Below are 16,085 nucleotides of genomic sequence, written 5' to 3' on the forward strand. Positions count from 1 at the left end.
CCGCCTATGCATGGATTGAACAACCCATGCATACGGTAGGAAAATCAAGTTTTTTTGTTGCGAATCAATCTCTTAGTCAATCAAGGGGCTCAGGGACTGGCGCGTGATCTGCTGCTGTGCAATGACCAGGGCTTCTTGGAAGTGCTGCTGTAAAAAGTAGCGGTCATGGCTGACCGCCAGCAGGGTCCCTTGATAATCTTGCAGCATTTCTTCAATTTCTTCTCGGGCATAGCTGTCGAGGTGATTGGTTGGTTCATCCAAAATCAGGACGTTGATTTTTTCTAAAAAGAGTTTCAGTAACGCCAAACGAATTTTTTCACCACCAGACAAATCTTTGATTCGTTTGGCCACATCACTTTGATAAAACCCACTTTTGGCCAATTGCCGACGAGCAGCCTCTTCGTTTCCTGTCAACGTCTGTACGTAGGCCAACAAGCGGCTCTCAGGATCGGCAAACTGCAGCTGTTGGGGCAAATAGCCGATTTGTAAGCTGCTGCCGCGCTTGATAGTGCCGCCGCTAGGAAGCTCCTCACCGAGAAGTAATTTGAGTAAGGTTGATTTTCCAGTACCATTGTCGCCGATGATGGCTAGATGCTCCCCACGGTAGATTGCAAAACTGCTGTCTTTGAATAGGAGCTGATCGGCATATTGCTGGTGCAAGTCGCGAACGATGAACACCTCTTTGCCTGATTTTCCGCCATTTGCCAAGCCTTGCAGCCGATTTTTCGGGGGCGCTGGCGGTTTGACCAGTGTAAGTTTCGCTAGGCGGCGTTCCAATTCTTTGGCTTTTTTGAAGAAGGATTCATTGTCTCCTTCATGGCCCCACTGACGAAACCGACGAATCATGACTTTTAGCCGCTGGACTTCTTTTTGCTGCAGTTCGTAATTTTTGGTCAGCTCTGCCAAGCGAGCTTCTTTTAAGACACGAAATCGGCTGTAATTTCCAGGATACTCAACCAAGGCGCCTTCTTCCAGTTCCCAGGTCTTGGTGGTGACTTGATCGAGAAAGTGCCGATCGTGCGAAACGACTAGAACCGCTTTTTTCGTATTCTGTAAATAATTTTCCAACCAGCGAATACTGGAAAGATCCAAGTGATTGGTTGGTTCATCTAGTAACAACAGGTCAGCATCGGCAACTAACACTTTGGCTAAAGCGACTTTGACCCGTTCACCGCCGCTAAGCTCTGTTAAGCGTGCGTTCTGTCGATGGGGAATTCCTAAGCCTTGTAAGATCGCGGAAATTCGGTCTTCCAATCCATAGCCGCCCAGCTCTTCAAAGCGCTGCTGCAGTTCGCCATAACGGATCAGACACTTCTCTAAATCAGTATCGGGTTCTGCCATCAAGGCTTCGTAATGGCTCATTTGCTGCTTGAGTTCTTGAATGGTAGCAGCAGAATGGAGCAGGTAGTGGGTAACGGTTGCTTCAGAAACGGTCAGCTCTTGCTCGACCGTCCCGATCCTCAAGCCTTTTTGGCGGCTGATAACGCCGCTATCGACGCCTTCACTGCCAGTCAAGATTTGTAAAAAGGTTGATTTGCCCGTTCCGTTGATGCCGACTAGGGCAATTTTTTCCCCAGCTTCGATTTGGCAGGATAACTCCTCAAATAACGGATTCCCGCCGATGGTTTTTTTAATAGCAATTGCTTGTATGATCATGATCTCTCTCCTTGAGACCACTCAAAAAGGCCATGGATATCCATGGCCAGTGTTATTTAAACTCAGATTCTCTTGAGAAAAATACCTTGAGATGGCCATTGATTTTACGTAAATTTCACTGTTTTGGACAGACTCGTCCCGTCAACAGCAACTGTAAAACCAATTGCATGGCTAAATGCGATATGGTATCGTTGGTAATTTTCATTACTTGTTATTTTAGTCATGCGCATCATGGTAGTTTCCCCTCCTTTGTGTCTTTGTCTTTTCAGTGTACCTGAAAGTATCAGAAAGTTCAACCAGTACTGGCGGTGTCTTAGCGTTCCTCGATGCGTAATTCTGTCAGAGAGCTTTCTTTCATCTGTCCGATGACTAATGGAACGGTCTCATGAACCACATCGCTGTATTCTAAGCCGAACCAGCGTTCAGGTGAAATGGTATGGCGTTTGATAAAAAGCTTCGTCTGCATGACTTGCTTCTGCCATTTGCTTAATGCAGTTGCATTCGACAGCTCTTCTTCGATCATCACGAATTGGAAATCGCCCACATTGCGTCCAGGCGTTAAAGAATAGCGTTGCGGCTGTAGCGGCAAGCGACCATCTTTCATTAATTCTTGAATGATTTGGCGAATGTAGAGATTGACTTCTTGCGGCACCCGAAAGCCGAGATAAAGCTTTAGTTTAACGATAAAATCGGTATCTGCCATCGAAACTTCATATTTTTTCGTATAGGGTTCATCGGTGACTTCCACATTGACGAACCAATACACTTTGGCACGCTTTGGCCGTTTGTCTAAAATGGAATAGATGAACTGCTGACCGATCTGATCGTCTTGCAGTTTAGGAACCATGAAGACGACGTTCGTCTGAGATAAGGGCAAAGAATCATCTTCCCGCAACTGTTTCAATTGAGGGATGTAGGTAGAAAGTGCAACTTCTTCGGCAGCATTTTCTTGAATACGATTGCCCCATTCCCAAATCAGCATCACGCCGATGATCACGCTGGCTAATAAGATGGCAACGTAACCGCCATGGAAAAATTTGGTCGCACTGGAGATAAAGAAAATCCCCTCGATCGCTGCAAAAAAGAGCGTGATGAACGGTGCCAAGAAACGGGTCTTCTTGTTTTGATGCAAGTAGAAATACAGCAAAATAGTGGTCATCAACATTGTTACTGTAATGGCCAATCCATAAGCAGCTTCCATCCGAGTAGAGGTCTGGAAGAACAAGACCACGCCAGAACAGGCGATCCACAGCAAGGTGTTCAAGGCAGGAATGTACATTTGCCCGATAGAAGCCCCCGGATAGATGATTTGCATCCGCGGCAATAGTTTCAACTTGATGGCTTCAGAAACCAAGGTAAAGGAGCCAGACAGCAGGGCTTGCGAAGCAATGATGGCAGCGAGGGTGGCAAAGCTGACGCCAAAGACTGTCCACCCTTGCGGCAACGCTTGGAAGAATGGATTCAAGTTTTCGATTTCTTGATAAGTCGGGTTTTGATAGACTTGCAGCAACCACGCCGCTTGACCAAAGTAATTCAGCATCAAGCAGATTTTGATATAGGGCCAGCTGGCATAAATGTTTTTCTTGCCCACGTGACCTAAGTCTGAGTAGAGGGCTTCCGCACCAGTCGTTGCCAAAAAGATATTGCCGAGAATAAAGAGACCGGCACTGTTATCGGGACTAAAGAGCAGATTGATTGCATAACGGGGATCAAGGGCGCGAATCACCGAAAGGTCACCAGCAAAGTTCATCACACCGACGATGCCTAAGAAGGTGAACCAGCCTAGCATGATCGGTCCGAAGGCTTTGCCGACAAACTCAGTCCCAAAACGCTGCAGGGCAAAGAGGACCAATAAGATTGCTAAGGTGATGCCGACGATGATCGATTGATCATTGCCGAAGCGATCAAAAAAGACTGGAATGCCCCGTAATCCTTCGATGGCAGTGGTCACCGTCACGGCTGGCGTCAACACGCCATCTGCTAGCAGGGCTGCGCCCCCGATGATTGCTGGAATAATCAAATAGCGGCTGTTTTTACGAACTAGGGTATAAAGGGAGAAAATCCCGCCTTCTCCATGATTATCCGCGTTTAATGCGATCAAGACGTACTTGATCGTCGTTAACAGCGTTAGCGTCCAAAAGACGAGCGAGACGCTGCCTAAGATAAAATCGGGTGTTAAGGTGCGTAGTCCGCCATTGTCCTCCACCAAGGCTTTCATTACGTAAAGCGGGCTCGTACCGATATCACCGTAGACCACCCCCATGGCGACTAAAAGTCCGCCGGCGGTCACTTTTTTCATTTTACTTGAACTCATTGACTGTTTTCCCTCCATTTTAAACTGCAAAAAGACCTAAGCGGCCCCTTGCCACTTAGGTCTTGCAAGAAACATCTTAAACCAGCGGATTCCCGCTTGCTGTTGATCTAAGATCATGGAACGATCCATGTGCTACTCCCCTAAAGTGCTCTTATTATCTTTGTTTTTACAGCTCCTGTCAATTGATTTGTTAAAAATGGCAATAAACATTTTTCATTTCCTGCTTTTCAGCGTAAGATAACAATAGGTATGGAATAAGGAGGCAGGAAAATGATTGAGATCAAGAATCTGACGAAACAGTATGGACCAAAAAAAGCGTTGTCTGATCTTTCCCTGACGATCCGTCAAGGGGAGATCTTTGGCTTTCTGGGACACAACGGAGCAGGGAAGTCGACCACGATCAAAAGCTTAGTGAGTATTTTGCAACCGACGAGTGGGGAAATCTATTTTGATGGCCAATCCCTCGTGGAACATCGCGAAGCGATAAAAAAACAAATTGCTTATGTGCCGGACACGCCAGATTTGTTTTTACAGCTAACGGCAGGGGAGTATTGGGACTTGATTGCCGCCGCGTATGAGGTGCCAGCAGCGGAAAAGGCCGAGCGTTTGCAAAAATTAGGGCGCTTGTTTGATATGCTGTCTCATGAAGAAGAGACCATCGCCAGCTTTTCCCATGGAATGCGGCAAAAAACGCTGCTGATTGGGGCATTGATCCCCGATCCTGACATTTGGATCTTGGATGAACCGTTACAAGGCTTAGATCCCCAAGCGGCGTATGATTTAAAAGAAATGATGAAACAGCATGCTGCCAAGGGCAAGACCGTGATTTTTTCCACCCACGTCTTAGACACCGCCCAGCAGTTGTGTGATCAATTGGCGATTTTGAAAAAAGGCGAGCTGCTGTACAATGGCTCAGTGGCAGATTTGCTGGCACAGCATCCGTCGCTTTCTTTGGAAACGATCTATCTGCAAATGACTGGGAGAAGTCAAGAAGAAGCGATTCTTGCAGAAGCGGAGGAAGCGTAGATGCGAAAACAACAATTTCTGACTCTGACCTCCGTTAATTTGCGGTATGCCAATCCCCAATTGACAGACAAAGCCCGCAAAAAAGGCAAGGCTGGTTCGACCTTGACCAGTTATTTGTTGTTTCAATATGCGCTTTCTGGGGTAGTGTTTCTGCTAGTCTATGGGTTGACGATGATCACATTGGATTTTAGTCAGATGCCAGGCTTTTTTACCGCTTATGTCGCTTTGTTCGGGATCTTAGGCTTTTCCCAAGGGATTTCGTCTATTTACAATGTCTTTTTCGAGAGTCAAGATCTGCCAGCGTATTTGCCGCTGCCCTTTCGACAGAGTGAAATTTTTCTGGCAAAGATCGTGGTGGTATTTCTCACCGTTGCGCCGTTTATTTTTCCTCTGTTGGTCTTATTTCTCCTGACAGGGATTCGGGCAAATGTCTTTTTCTTGCTGACGATCTTATGGGCGTTCTTGCTGTTCGGCTTGTTTTTAGTCTTGATCTTCAGCATTTGCAGCTTGATCGTCTTCAGCCTGACGCGCACCAAGTTTTTCTTGAAGCATAAAAAATTGGTCACTAGTTTATTGCTAGGCGTGACGATGCTGGTTGTTGTGATCGGGGTCTTAATGATGAATCAGGTGAATACTTATGAGACAGACGTGGTAGATCGGGGAGCGATCAGCTTTTTATTGCCCTTTTATTATGTGATGGTGGCACCGTTTCAAACGACTGGTTTGCTTAGCTTGCTAGGGATCATCGCCACAGCAGGCGTGTTTCTTTTTGCCCTCTATCGATTGATCTTGCCGAAGTTTTATGAGCAAGTGGCAGCCGCGGCGCCCAACCAAGGGAGTGTTCGTCGGAAGCATAAACCCAATCAAGGCTTGGGCCAGCTGTTGTTTAATTACAATTCGCAGTTGATCCGAGATCCGAATTTGATCATGCAAGTCTTTTCTTCTTCGTTGCTGATGCCCATTATTTTCTTAGTGTCCTTTGTGTTTACAGGAGCGATTCAGTTAAGTGAATTGGATGAGCGGTTTATCGGTGTCGTTTTTGTGGCGGGGATCGCCTTGGCAGCATTGATGGTCAACCCGACTTCTTTTATCAGTAATTTGATCTCACTGGATCAGGAGAATTTCTTGTTTGTCCGCTCCTTGCCGCTATCGATGAAGCGCTACTTGCGGGAAAAATTCCGCTTTGGCGTCGTTTTGCAGCTGAGCTTAACGGCAGTCATCGTGCTGGCAGCAGTCCTTCTGTTCAAAATGCCGCTGATTTTGGCTGTCTCTTTTCTAATCGGGGCACTTTGGAGCAGTTTTCTTTTGTGCTTGAAATATTTTGCTCGTGATTATCGGCTGCTGCTTTTGGATTGGACCAACATCAGTCAATTGTTTACGAGAGGGGCGGGGAGTCTTGGGTTAGCCATTGGAACGATCGCAACGCTGTTTCTTTCCATCATTGTTATCATCCTTTACGGCTTTGCTGCGACTTCGGTTGATTTTTGGTTATTGAATGGTCCGGTTTTCTTTGTGATCCTCTTGACCAGCGTCCTTTGGATAGCCCATTATCACCATATATTTTGGCGTCGTTTTTCCTAAGGGAAGCGACGCTTTGCTTTTTTAATTTAAGGATGGGTAAATTAACTATTTATTCAGAAAATTCAGAAAAACTATTTACAATCAAGCGGAAACATGGTTAGATAGGAGTACCTATTACTTTGCTTTCATTTTTTGCTGTACAAGTTTGGATAACCGACTTGTCAAAGAGCTGTGACCAAAGTCAAAAAGACCAATGAGACCTGAGCGCTCGTTGCCTCTTTTGCTTTTGTCACGGTTTTTTTTGTACAAAAAAACCTGCCAAGCAGCGGCAGGTCGTCTCACTATTAAGCTTTCGTGTGGTCTTTTGCTGGGACTTTGTTTTCTAGGTCTGTCCGTACAACTAACACATCACAGCCGGCATGGCGAATGACATATTCAGAAACGGAACCGATAAAGATTCGTTCCACGGCATTTAAACCAGTGGCACCGATCATAATCAAATCGATGTCGTGATCTTCGGGCAATTGTTTGGCAATGATCGGTTTTGGCGAGCCGTATTCGATCACCGTTTTGACCGCAGTTACTTGATGCTTGCGGGCATAATCCTCATAGTCTTTCAAGGTTTGTTTGGCCATTTCGGTTGCTTGTTCAGCAAGCATGCCGTCAAAAGAAGAAACGGTTTGAAAGGCACGAGTGTCGATCACGTGTGCTAAAACCAATTCAGAATCATTCCGCTGTGCCACGTTCACGGCTTTTTTGAAGGCTAATTCTGACTCGCTAGACCCATCGACGGCTACCATGATTCGTTGATATTGTTGTAACATAAGAAACACTCCCATCTGTTATCTTCTACTTTTATTGTAATGCTTTTTTCTGGAAAAAGAAAACCTAATCTTTCTTTTTTTTCATTTTTTGTGCCAGCAAGATGCTGAAAGATGCGGAAGAGAGCAGCAATAAAGCCAAATAAAACAAGGCAATCAGCTCCTTATCGACAAAGCCCACAACCAATGCCACCACGCCTAAAAGGAAATGAATGAGACTATAGGTTTTTAAGAAGACCTTATTCGCCTCGGTGGTAGGGATCAAAGTGAAAAAAATCGCTTGTTTGGCATAAAGCAAATAACTGGTGCCGAATAATACGAGTGCCACGATCGTAAATAATAGAAGAATCATAAACATACGCCATCCTGTCCTAAGTTGATAAGTTTAGTATAGCGAACCCTAGAAAGAATAGCAAAAGCCACCCTTACTCTGATGTCAGGCAAGGACGTTTCACTGTTGCTATCAGTTAGAAAACGCAAAAAAGCCATCTGTTAAAAACAGATGGCACATTCTAAAAAGAATGGGTAATATCCGTTGATGCCGTTCTTTTTCCCATAGTATTGATCCCGCAAATTCTAGCAGGTGGGTTCCACGGTCTAAGCTTCGAACTACCAAAGGAAAAGGCATGTTACCAGCATTGACACAAGACGGATCCCAAGATATCAATAAAAATGTTCGGTCAACACACAAAAGGGACAACTCGTACATCACAGAATTCCCACCCTTATAGTAGCATAGGAATGACGAAGGTGCAATAAAGTTGTTTGAAAACGATACCAAAAAGTCGCTATTTTTTCTAAGTACCTAGTTTTTTTTCTTTCGCTGCTGCAATTGTTGGTACCGTTGACCTAAGGCTTGCTCATATTTACCAGTGGCTTTTGGTTGGTAATAATGAGTATTTTTCAGCTTATCAGGTAAGTATTGCTGATCGACCCAGGCATCATCAAAATTATGCGGGTATTGATAGCCGACACCCCGATTCAAGCTTTGGGCACCCTTGTAATGACTGTCTCGTAAATGATCCGGGACATCACCAGCTTTACCGCTGCGAATATCTGCGATCGCTGCATCCAATGCCATGTAGGCAGAGTTGGATTTTGGTGACAGACATAGATCGACCACTGTATCGGCTAACGGAATCCGAGCTTCTGGCAAGCCCAAACGTTCAGCAGCTAACACAGCATTGACGGTTCGAGCAGCGGCTGCTGGGTTAGCTAAACCAATGTCTTCATAGCCGATGACCATCAAGCGCCGACAAATGATCGCCAGATCGCCTGCCTCTACTAAACGACCTAAGTAATGCAGCGCACCATCCACATCGCTGCCGCGAATCGATTTTTGAAAAGCAGAGATCACATCATAGTGCGCATCCCCATCTTTATCGTGGGTCAATGCTTTACGCTGGACGCACTCTTCAATGATCGCTAAGGTCAAATGAATAATGCCGTCTGGTCCTTTTGGGGTGGAACGAGCAGCGAGCTCTAAGCCGTTTAGCGCACTTCGTAAATCGCCGTTGGTCGCTCGCGAGAGATGCAAGCGGGCATCATCGGTCAATACGATGGTTTCTGATCCAAGTCCGCGAGTTTCATCTGCTAAGGCTTGATCAATGGCGGTCAAAATATCTTCTTCTTGGAGCGGTTTGACTTCAAAAATCTGTGTCCGACTGCGAATCGCTGGATTGATCGTAATGTAGGGATTTTCCGTCGTGGCACCGATCATAATGATCTTGCCGCTTTCTAAATGGGGCAGTAAAAAGTCTTGTTTTGTCTTGTCTAGTCGATGGACTTCATCAAGCAGTAAAATGACAGTACCGCTCATTTTGGCTTCCTCTGCCACGATCTGCAGGTCTTTTTTTGTATCTGTGGCGGCGTTCAGCATGCGAAACGCATAGCGTGTCGAGCCGGCGATCGCACTGGCAATGCTGGTTTTTCCGGTTCCCGGCGGTCCGTATAGGATCATCGAAGAAAGCATTTTGGCTTCGACCATTCGGCGAATGATTTTCCCCGGGCCAACCAAATGCTGCTGTCCGACGACTTCATCTAAGTTCCGTGGCCGCATTCGATAAGCAAGTGGCTGCTGCATAAAACGATCCTCTCCTTTTCCTGTAAGTATAACATAAGAACGTATATTCTCATAAACAAGCTGATTTGCGTCTTTACAGAAACAAAAGGGCGCTTATTTTCCACTCAGTCAGCAAAAATCAGGTTCGTTGAAAAGAAATCGTTGAGATCGTCGTAACTCTGTAGTCAAAGATAGTAAGTTCGTCGAGAATTGTGTAGAATAAAGAGGGTGATGAGAATGGATGAATTAATGGCACTTTTTGCGACACAGCCGACAACGACCATCGCACGTGCCTTATTAGGAATGTATTTGGAACATGAGACCCCAGAAGGAACAGTAGGTGGGTATATCGTGGATTGTGAAGCGTATCTAGGTCCCGATGATTTGGCGGCTCATAGTGTGGGCATGCGAAACACACCAAGGGTTCGGGCGATGTATCAGGAACCAGGTACGATTTATTTATATACGATGCATACGCATCGAATCGTCAACTTTATTACGCAGCCAAAAGGCATCCCGCAAGGAATCATGATTCGCGGGCTAGAACCGGTGGATGGGATCGCTTTGATGGAGCAACAACGACAAAAAACAGGACCGGATGTAGCCAACGGCCCCGGGAAACTGGTACAGGCACTGCAGATCCCCGCTGAGCTTTATGGAGAATCGATTTTTACAAGCCCACTGCATTTGGTTCCTGAGCGCCGACGTACCCCAAAAGAAATTTTGGCATTGCCTCGGATCGGTATCCCAAATAAAGGGGAATGGACCCAGATGCCGCTTCGTTTTGCGGTGGCTGGCAATCCGTATTTGACAAATATACGAAAAACCGCTGTTCAGCAAGACCATGGATGGTGTTAAGAAAGAAGGAATAGTGATGGCGAAAGAAACGATATTGACTTACTTAGATCAGCGATTAACGAAAAAAATCACCGACTATGATGTGGCGATCGATTGGGATGCCAAAAATCATACGATCGAATTGGTGCTGCGCTTGTTTGCCGAAAATCCTCACCACGTGCAGATCGACGATGCGCAAGGTGTGGCATCAGAAGAAGCGATCATTGAATTTGAAGATGGGATTTTGCTGTATGATCCACAAAAATCAACGTTTGATGAAGAAGATTATTTAGCGACGATCCCTTATGCAGGGAAAAAAGGGATCCAAAAAGCCTTGTTAGACGGATTGGTTGATTACATTCAAGAAATTTTAGAAGAAGGCCAAAGCGATCTGCTTGATTTCTTGAACGATGACAGTGAAGAAGCGATCTTTGAATTGCGATTCAACGAAGAAGAATTTGTGGAGAAAATGACGAACTATCAAGCGGGAGCTGGGGAAACCATGATCCCGTACCCTAGTTACTAAGGAGAACGAACATGAAATGGAATGAAGTAACCGTAGCGACAGCTAGCGAAGCAGTGGAAGCAGTCGCCAATATTTTAATGGAACACGGAGCAAGTGGGGTAGCGATCGAGGACGTTTTAGATATCGAAAATTTTAAAAGCGATGCGTATGGCGAAATTTTGGATAAAGAAACCTATACGACCTTAGAAGAAGGCGCCCAAGTCAGTGCCTATTTCCCAGAGACGATCTTTTTACCAGAAGTGCTGCCGACGATCAAAGCAGCCATCGACCGTCTGCCAGAATATGGTTTGGCGATCGGCAAAAACACCATCACAACGAGCGAGGTCGTGGAAGAAGCATGGGCGACGGCCTGGAAAAAATATTATCATCCAGTCCGTATCTCCCGCTATCTGACGATCGTGCCGAGCTGGGAAAACTATCAACCGCTGCAAGAAGAGGAAAAGATCATCACCCTTGATCCGGGGATGGCTTTTGGAACCGGCACGCATCCTACGACACGCTTGACATTACAAGCTCTAGAAGTCTACTTGCGAGGCGGTGAAACCGTCTTAGATGTCGGGACGGGCTCAGGCGTGTTGAGTATCGCCAGTAAATATTTAGGTGCCAAAGACGTGTTCGCTTATGATCTAGATGAAGTCGCTGTGAGGTCCGCCCAAGAAAATATGGCGATGAACCCTATTGCTCACGATGTGACCGTGCAGGCCAATGATCTCTTGCAAGGAGTGACGGTCCCTGCTGATCTTATCGTTGCCAATATTTTAGCGGACATCATTCTATTGATGATCCCTGATGCGTGGCGTCTATTGAAGCAAGAAGGGACCTTGATCGTTTCTGGGATCATTGAGACGAAAAAACAATTAGTGATCGATGCCATGATCGCACAAGGCTTTGAGATCGATCAATTGTTCAATCAAAAAGACTGGTATGCGATCGCCTTTAAAAAACCAGAGGTAGAGTAAGATGCAGCGATATTTTTTACAGGAGCCTTATGAAGCAAAAGCGGTGTTTGCCGTTTCGGGAGAACCCTTCCACCATATGATCCGAGTGATGCGCATGACTCCCGGGGCAAAAGTCGGTTTAGTGTTTGAGGATCATTTGGCGATCATTGCCAAGATCAAAGAAGCCGATGAAGAAACGGTGTACTTAGAGGAAGTCGCAAAAGAACAGCAGGACAAGGAATTGCCGCTGCAGGTCACGATCGCTAGCGGCTACCCGAAAGGCGACAAGCTGGAATTGATCGTTCAAAAAGGAACGGAGCTGGGGGCGGCAGCCTTTATCGGTTTTCCTGCACAAACTTCGGTCGTGAAATGGGATCAAAAGAAATTACAGAAAAAGCAGCAACGGCTGCAAAAAATCGCCCAAGAAGCGGCGGAGCAATCCCAACGGCAGATCGCACCAGCCATCACGCTGCTGGATAACGCCAAAGCATTTTGGCAAAGCCTCAGTCAGTATGATGCGGTCCTAGTGGCTTATGAAGAATCAGCCAAACAAGGAGAAGCAGCGATGCTGCTGCAAGTGATCACCGCATTGCCTGTTGGCAGCAAAGTTTTAGCGATCTTTGGTCCAGAAGGCGGTCTGACCCCCTCCGAAATCGAAGAAGCCCAGCAAAACAACGCCAAATTATGCGGGTTAGGCCCTCGAATTTTACGAACAGAAACAGCACCGTTTTATTTTTTAAGTGCTGTCAGTGTGCTAACGGAATTAAAGAGGATGTGAGTTGATGAATAAGAACCAAGAAGCAATCAGTGTCCGTTTGTTGACGGCCGATCTGACCGACTGGGTCTTGAAGGATTTTATCAATCAATATAAGACGACCTTAAAGGAAGTCGTCGTTTTGCCTAGTGCCATTCGGCGAGCGAAAATCTTGGCACAAGGCTCTTCCCTACAAATCGGCGCAGTGATCGATTACCCCCTTGCCCAAGGAACACTGGCAAAGGTGGCGTTTGAAATTGGTCGGGCGTTTATGGAAGGCGCCGATTTTTTGGAAGTCTGGCTGCCAGCTTCTTCCTTCATGGAAAATGATCGTGGCTTTGCGGAGCTGACTGAAACGATCCGCTCCTTGACCTTGACAGGAGGAGAGATCCGCTTAGCTGTGCAAACCGAGATCATGAATGAATTGACGAAGATCCAAGTAGCACAACGCTTGAAAGAAGAAGCTTGGCCAAAGATTGTGTTAGGGCAAAAACAACCACTAGCAGAAGCATTGCATGACGTGAGCTTGTTTTCCTTAGATGGCGGCAGTCAACTGTCGATCCAGATCAATCCTGACACAGTCGATGAACAAGCGCTGCAATCACTACAGGCTGCTGGCGCTGAGAAAATCGGGCTCTCGTATCATGTTTTTGAAGAATTGCTTAAGGACCAGCCGTCGCCCGATGTGCTTTGAACAACAGCGATTGAAAAATAGCTGAAAAATTTGTATAATAATACTACTAAATAAGAACTGCAGGTTAGACAGGAGTCCCATGCTTAGAACGTTTGTCCGCAAGGCTTTGGGTGCGTGACGAAACGTTAACAGCGACTTCTGTCTGCCTTTTTGATAGCACAAAAAAGAAAAGCAGGAGGCGGAATGAATGGCAAAAGAAGTTATATTGACCGGGCCCAATGTCATCAAATTGGTCGCTCATTATATGAGTGAAGAGCATGTTGCCTTTGTCCAAAAAGCATTAGATTACGCGACAGAAGCCCATAAAGAACAATTCCGTAAATCCGGCGAGCCTTACATTATTCATCCAATCCAAGTTGCGGGGATCTTGGCAGAATTGCAGATGGATCCTCATACCGTTGCAACTGGTTTTTTGCATGATGTCGTCGAAGATACCGATGTGACGTTAGCCGATCTGAAAGAAGAATTCGGTGCCGATGTAGCGATGCTAGTGGATGGCGTGACCAAGCTGGGTAAGATCAAGTACAAATCTCATGAAGAACAATTAGCAGAAAATCATCGGAAAATGTTGATCGCCATGGCGCAAGATTTACGGGTCATCATGGTCAAACTGGCTGACCGTTTACATAATATGCGTACGTTGAAACATCTGCGGGAAGACAAACAACGCCGCATCGCCCAAGAAACGATGGAAATCTATGCCCCATTGGCTCATCGTTTAGGGATCAGCCGCATCAAATGGGAATTAGAAGATATTTCTTTGCGTTATTTGAATCCACAGCAATATTACCGAATCGTGCATTTGATGCAGACAAAACGAGAAGAACGGGAATCCTACGTTTCTGAAACCGTAGAAGAGATTCGAATCGCCACCGAGGAACTAGATATCTATGCTGAGATCTATGGCCGACCAAAGCATATTTACTCAATCTATCGCAAGATGAAAGACCAAAAGAAACAGTTCAATGAAATCTATGATTTGTTGGCGATCCGAGTGATCGTTGACTCCATCAAAGATTGTTATGCGGTTTTGGGAACGATCCATACAAAATGGAAACCAATGCCTGGGCGGTTCAAGGATTATATCGCGATGCCAAAAGCCAACATGTACCAATCGCTGCATACGACGGTCATTGGTCCCAAAGGCAATCCTGTCGAGATCCAAATTCGGACCCATGAAATGCATGAGATCGCTGAATTTGGGGTTGCTGCGCACTGGGCCTATAAAGAAGGCAAGACCGAAAAAGTCAGAGCCGACAAGATGACCCAACAAGTTGGCTGGTTCCGAGAAATCTTGGAACTACAAGATGAAAGCTATGATGCTTCTGAATTTATGGAAGGTGTCAAAGGCGATATTTTCAGCGACAAAGTCTATGTATTTACGCCAAAAGGTGATGTGACGGAGTTGCCTCAAGGCTCCAGTCCCCTGGATTTTGCCTATAGCATCCATACCGACATCGGTAACAAAACCACCGGCGCCAAGGTCAACGGCAAGATGGTCCAATTGGACTACAAGCTAAAAAATGGGGACATTATCGAGATCTTGACCTCACCAAATTCCTTTGGTCCAAGCCGCGACTGGGTCAAACTAGTGGCTACCAGCAAAGCGAAGAACAAAATCAAACGATTTTTTAAAGCCCAAGATCGTGATGAAAACATCATCAAAGGGCATGAGGCAGTGGTTCGTACCTTACAAGATATGGGCTTTGTGCCAAAAGAATTTTTGACGAAAAGCAAAATGGCGGAAGCTTGCGAACGGTTCAACTACCAAACAGAAGATGATCTATTTGCCTCTGTCGGCTATGGGGAAGTTAGTCCCACAACGTTAGCCAACCGGTTGACCGAAGAAGAACGGCGCGAGAAACAAATCGAGAAGCAAAAGCAGCAAGTCCAAGAGATGATCAATCAACCGACGAAAAAAGAACCAGAAAAAATGAAGGTTCGTCACGAAGGCGGCATTGTCATTGAAGGGGTCGATAACTTGTTGATCCGTATCTCCCGCTGCTGCAATCCCGTCCCTGGAGATTCGATCGTCGGCTACATTACCAAAGGCCGAGGAATCTCGATCCACCGTAGCGATTGTCCCAATGTTCAAAACAAAGACGCCGCGAACCGTTTGATCGATGTTGAGTGGGAAGATGCCACTGACATCAACAAAGAATACGATGCCGATCTTGAGATCTACGGCTATGATCGTTCTGGGTTGCTCAATGATGTCTTACAGACAGTCAACACTGTCACGAAGCGCTTAGTGAGTGTCGAAGCCAAAACCAACAAAGACAAAATGGCAACGATCCGCATCACGGTGGCGATTCAGAATTTGACTCATTTGAAATCGATCGTTGATAAGATCAAGCAGATTCCAGATGTTTACAGCGTCAGACGTACGAAGGGATGAGAAAGAATGCGGGCAGTGATCCAGCGAGTCAGTCAAGCAAGTGTGTCGATTGAGGAGAATATCGTCGGTGCGATCCAACAAGGGTTTATGGTTTTATTGGGGATCACCCATGAGGATACAGGCGACGATGTGGCTTATCTCGTAAGAAAAATCAAAAATCTGCGGGTTTTTGAAGACGAAGAAGGTAAAATGAATCGGTCACTGGAAAGTATAAATGGCGCCGTCTTGAGTATTTCACAGTTCACCCTCTATGGGGAGACCAAGAAAGGCAATCGTCCCAGCTTCATTCAAGCGGCACCGCCAAGTATTGCGATCCCGCTTTACGAAGCTTTTAATGAAGGCTTAAAAGCAGAAGGGATCACTGTTGCTACTGGAAAATTTGGTGCAGATATGCAAGTCGCCTTGGTCAATGATGGCCCGGTGACGATTGTGATCGATACGAAAGAAAAATAAGTGATACAAAACGAAGGATTTTCGGCTCTTTGTCAATAAGGACTGATGAGTTGTGCAAAATCAAATCTGGGTCAGAATGAACCAG

15 protein-coding genes and 1 other RNA gene are annotated in these 16,085 nt (G+C 45.9%); 9 read left to right on the forward strand and 7 right to left on the reverse strand.

Going from position 1 to position 16,085, the window contains the following annotated elements:
- Window positions 1-72: 72 nt before the first annotated feature.
- The 3 genes from abc-f to IGJ25_RS16760 form a co-directional block, all read right to left on the reverse strand.
- Window positions 73-1,656, reverse strand: coding sequence for a ribosomal protection-like ABC-F family protein (gene abc-f / locus IGJ25_RS16750; protein ID WP_081116941.1), 1,584 nt, complete (start codon window positions 1,654-1,656; stop codon window positions 73-75).
- A gap of 104 nt (window positions 1,657-1,760) precedes the next feature.
- Window positions 1,761-1,889: a hypothetical protein gene (locus tag IGJ25_RS16755; RefSeq protein ID WP_005233423.1), complete on the reverse strand. Its 129-nt coding sequence runs from the start codon at window positions 1,887-1,889 to the stop codon at window positions 1,761-1,763.
- 80 nt (window positions 1,890-1,969) lie between these two features.
- Complete coding sequence (locus IGJ25_RS16760) at window positions 1,970-3,970, reverse strand: KUP/HAK/KT family potassium transporter (RefSeq protein WP_005227748.1); 2,001 nt, start codon at window positions 3,968-3,970, stop codon at window positions 1,970-1,972.
- A gap of 270 nt (window positions 3,971-4,240) precedes the next feature.
- Between IGJ25_RS16760 and IGJ25_RS16765 the strand changes: the two genes are divergently transcribed.
- Both IGJ25_RS16765 and IGJ25_RS16770 read left to right on the forward strand, forming a co-directional pair.
- On the forward strand, window positions 4,241-4,996 hold the full coding sequence (locus IGJ25_RS16765; protein WP_005227750.1) for an ABC transporter ATP-binding protein: 756 nt from the start codon (window positions 4,241-4,243) through the stop codon (window positions 4,994-4,996).
- The gene (locus IGJ25_RS16770; RefSeq protein WP_225001322.1) at window positions 4,997-6,577 is read left to right on the forward strand and encodes an ABC transporter; all 1,581 of its coding nucleotides are present in this window, start codon (window positions 4,997-4,999) and stop codon (window positions 6,575-6,577) included.
- 284 nt (window positions 6,578-6,861) lie between these two features.
- Here the strand turns inward: IGJ25_RS16770 and IGJ25_RS16775 are convergent, their stop codons facing one another.
- From IGJ25_RS16775 to IGJ25_RS16790, 4 genes are all read right to left on the reverse strand, one after another.
- Window positions 6,862-7,341 (reverse strand): universal stress protein, encoded by a 480-nt coding sequence (locus IGJ25_RS16775; RefSeq protein ID WP_010749033.1) that lies wholly within the window; start codon window positions 7,339-7,341, stop codon window positions 6,862-6,864.
- A 64-nt stretch (window positions 7,342-7,405) separates the two neighbouring features.
- Window positions 7,406-7,696, reverse strand: coding sequence for a hypothetical protein (locus IGJ25_RS16780; protein ID WP_010749034.1), 291 nt, complete (start codon window positions 7,694-7,696; stop codon window positions 7,406-7,408).
- A 167-nt stretch (window positions 7,697-7,863) separates the two neighbouring features.
- A non-coding RNA gene (gene ssrS / locus IGJ25_RS16785) (6S RNA) lies at window positions 7,864-8,058 on the reverse strand.
- Between the two features lie 85 nt (window positions 8,059-8,143).
- Window positions 8,144-9,421, reverse strand: coding sequence for a replication-associated recombination protein A (locus IGJ25_RS16790; RefSeq protein WP_015510472.1), 1,278 nt, complete (start codon window positions 9,419-9,421; stop codon window positions 8,144-8,146).
- Window positions 9,422-9,637: 216 nt separating this feature from the next.
- On the opposite strand from IGJ25_RS16790, the gene IGJ25_RS16795 reads away from it, so the two are divergent.
- The 7 genes from IGJ25_RS16795 to dtd all read left to right on the forward strand — a co-directional run bounded on the left by IGJ25_RS16795 (window position 9,638) and on the right by dtd (window position 16,000).
- Window positions 9,638-10,258, forward strand: coding sequence for a DNA-3-methyladenine glycosylase (locus IGJ25_RS16795; RefSeq protein WP_010749036.1), 621 nt, complete (start codon window positions 9,638-9,640; stop codon window positions 10,256-10,258).
- 16 nt (window positions 10,259-10,274) lie between these two features.
- Window positions 10,275-10,763 carry a DUF3013 family protein gene (locus IGJ25_RS16800; RefSeq protein WP_005227763.1) on the forward strand — a complete coding sequence of 163 codons (489 nt, stop codon included), beginning with the start codon at window positions 10,275-10,277 and terminating at the stop codon, window positions 10,761-10,763.
- A gap of 11 nt (window positions 10,764-10,774) precedes the next feature.
- Window positions 10,775-11,722 (forward strand): 50S ribosomal protein L11 methyltransferase, encoded by a 948-nt coding sequence (gene prmA / locus IGJ25_RS16805; protein WP_081116938.1) that lies wholly within the window; start codon window positions 10,775-10,777, stop codon window positions 11,720-11,722.
- Between the two features lies 1 nt (window position 11,723).
- Window positions 11,724-12,479: a 16S rRNA (uracil(1498)-N(3))-methyltransferase gene (locus IGJ25_RS16810; RefSeq protein WP_225001323.1), complete on the forward strand. Its 756-nt coding sequence runs from the start codon at window positions 11,724-11,726 to the stop codon at window positions 12,477-12,479.
- Between the two features lie 4 nt (window positions 12,480-12,483).
- Window positions 12,484-13,149 (forward strand): hypothetical protein, encoded by a 666-nt coding sequence (locus IGJ25_RS16815; protein ID WP_005227769.1) that lies wholly within the window; start codon window positions 12,484-12,486, stop codon window positions 13,147-13,149.
- A 187-nt stretch (window positions 13,150-13,336) separates the two neighbouring features.
- Complete coding sequence (locus IGJ25_RS16820; RefSeq protein WP_005227770.1) at window positions 13,337-15,547, forward strand: RelA/SpoT family protein; 2,211 nt, start codon at window positions 13,337-13,339, stop codon at window positions 15,545-15,547.
- Window positions 15,548-15,553: 6 nt separating this feature from the next.
- Window positions 15,554-16,000: a D-aminoacyl-tRNA deacylase gene (gene dtd, locus IGJ25_RS16825; protein ID WP_005227772.1), complete on the forward strand. Its 447-nt coding sequence runs from the start codon at window positions 15,554-15,556 to the stop codon at window positions 15,998-16,000.
- Window positions 16,001-16,085: the final 85 nt, after the last annotated feature.

Source organism: Enterococcus sp. DIV0240d (assembly GCF_051711245.1).
GTDB lineage: Bacteria > Bacillota > Bacilli > Lactobacillales > Enterococcaceae > Enterococcus_D > Enterococcus_D casseliflavus.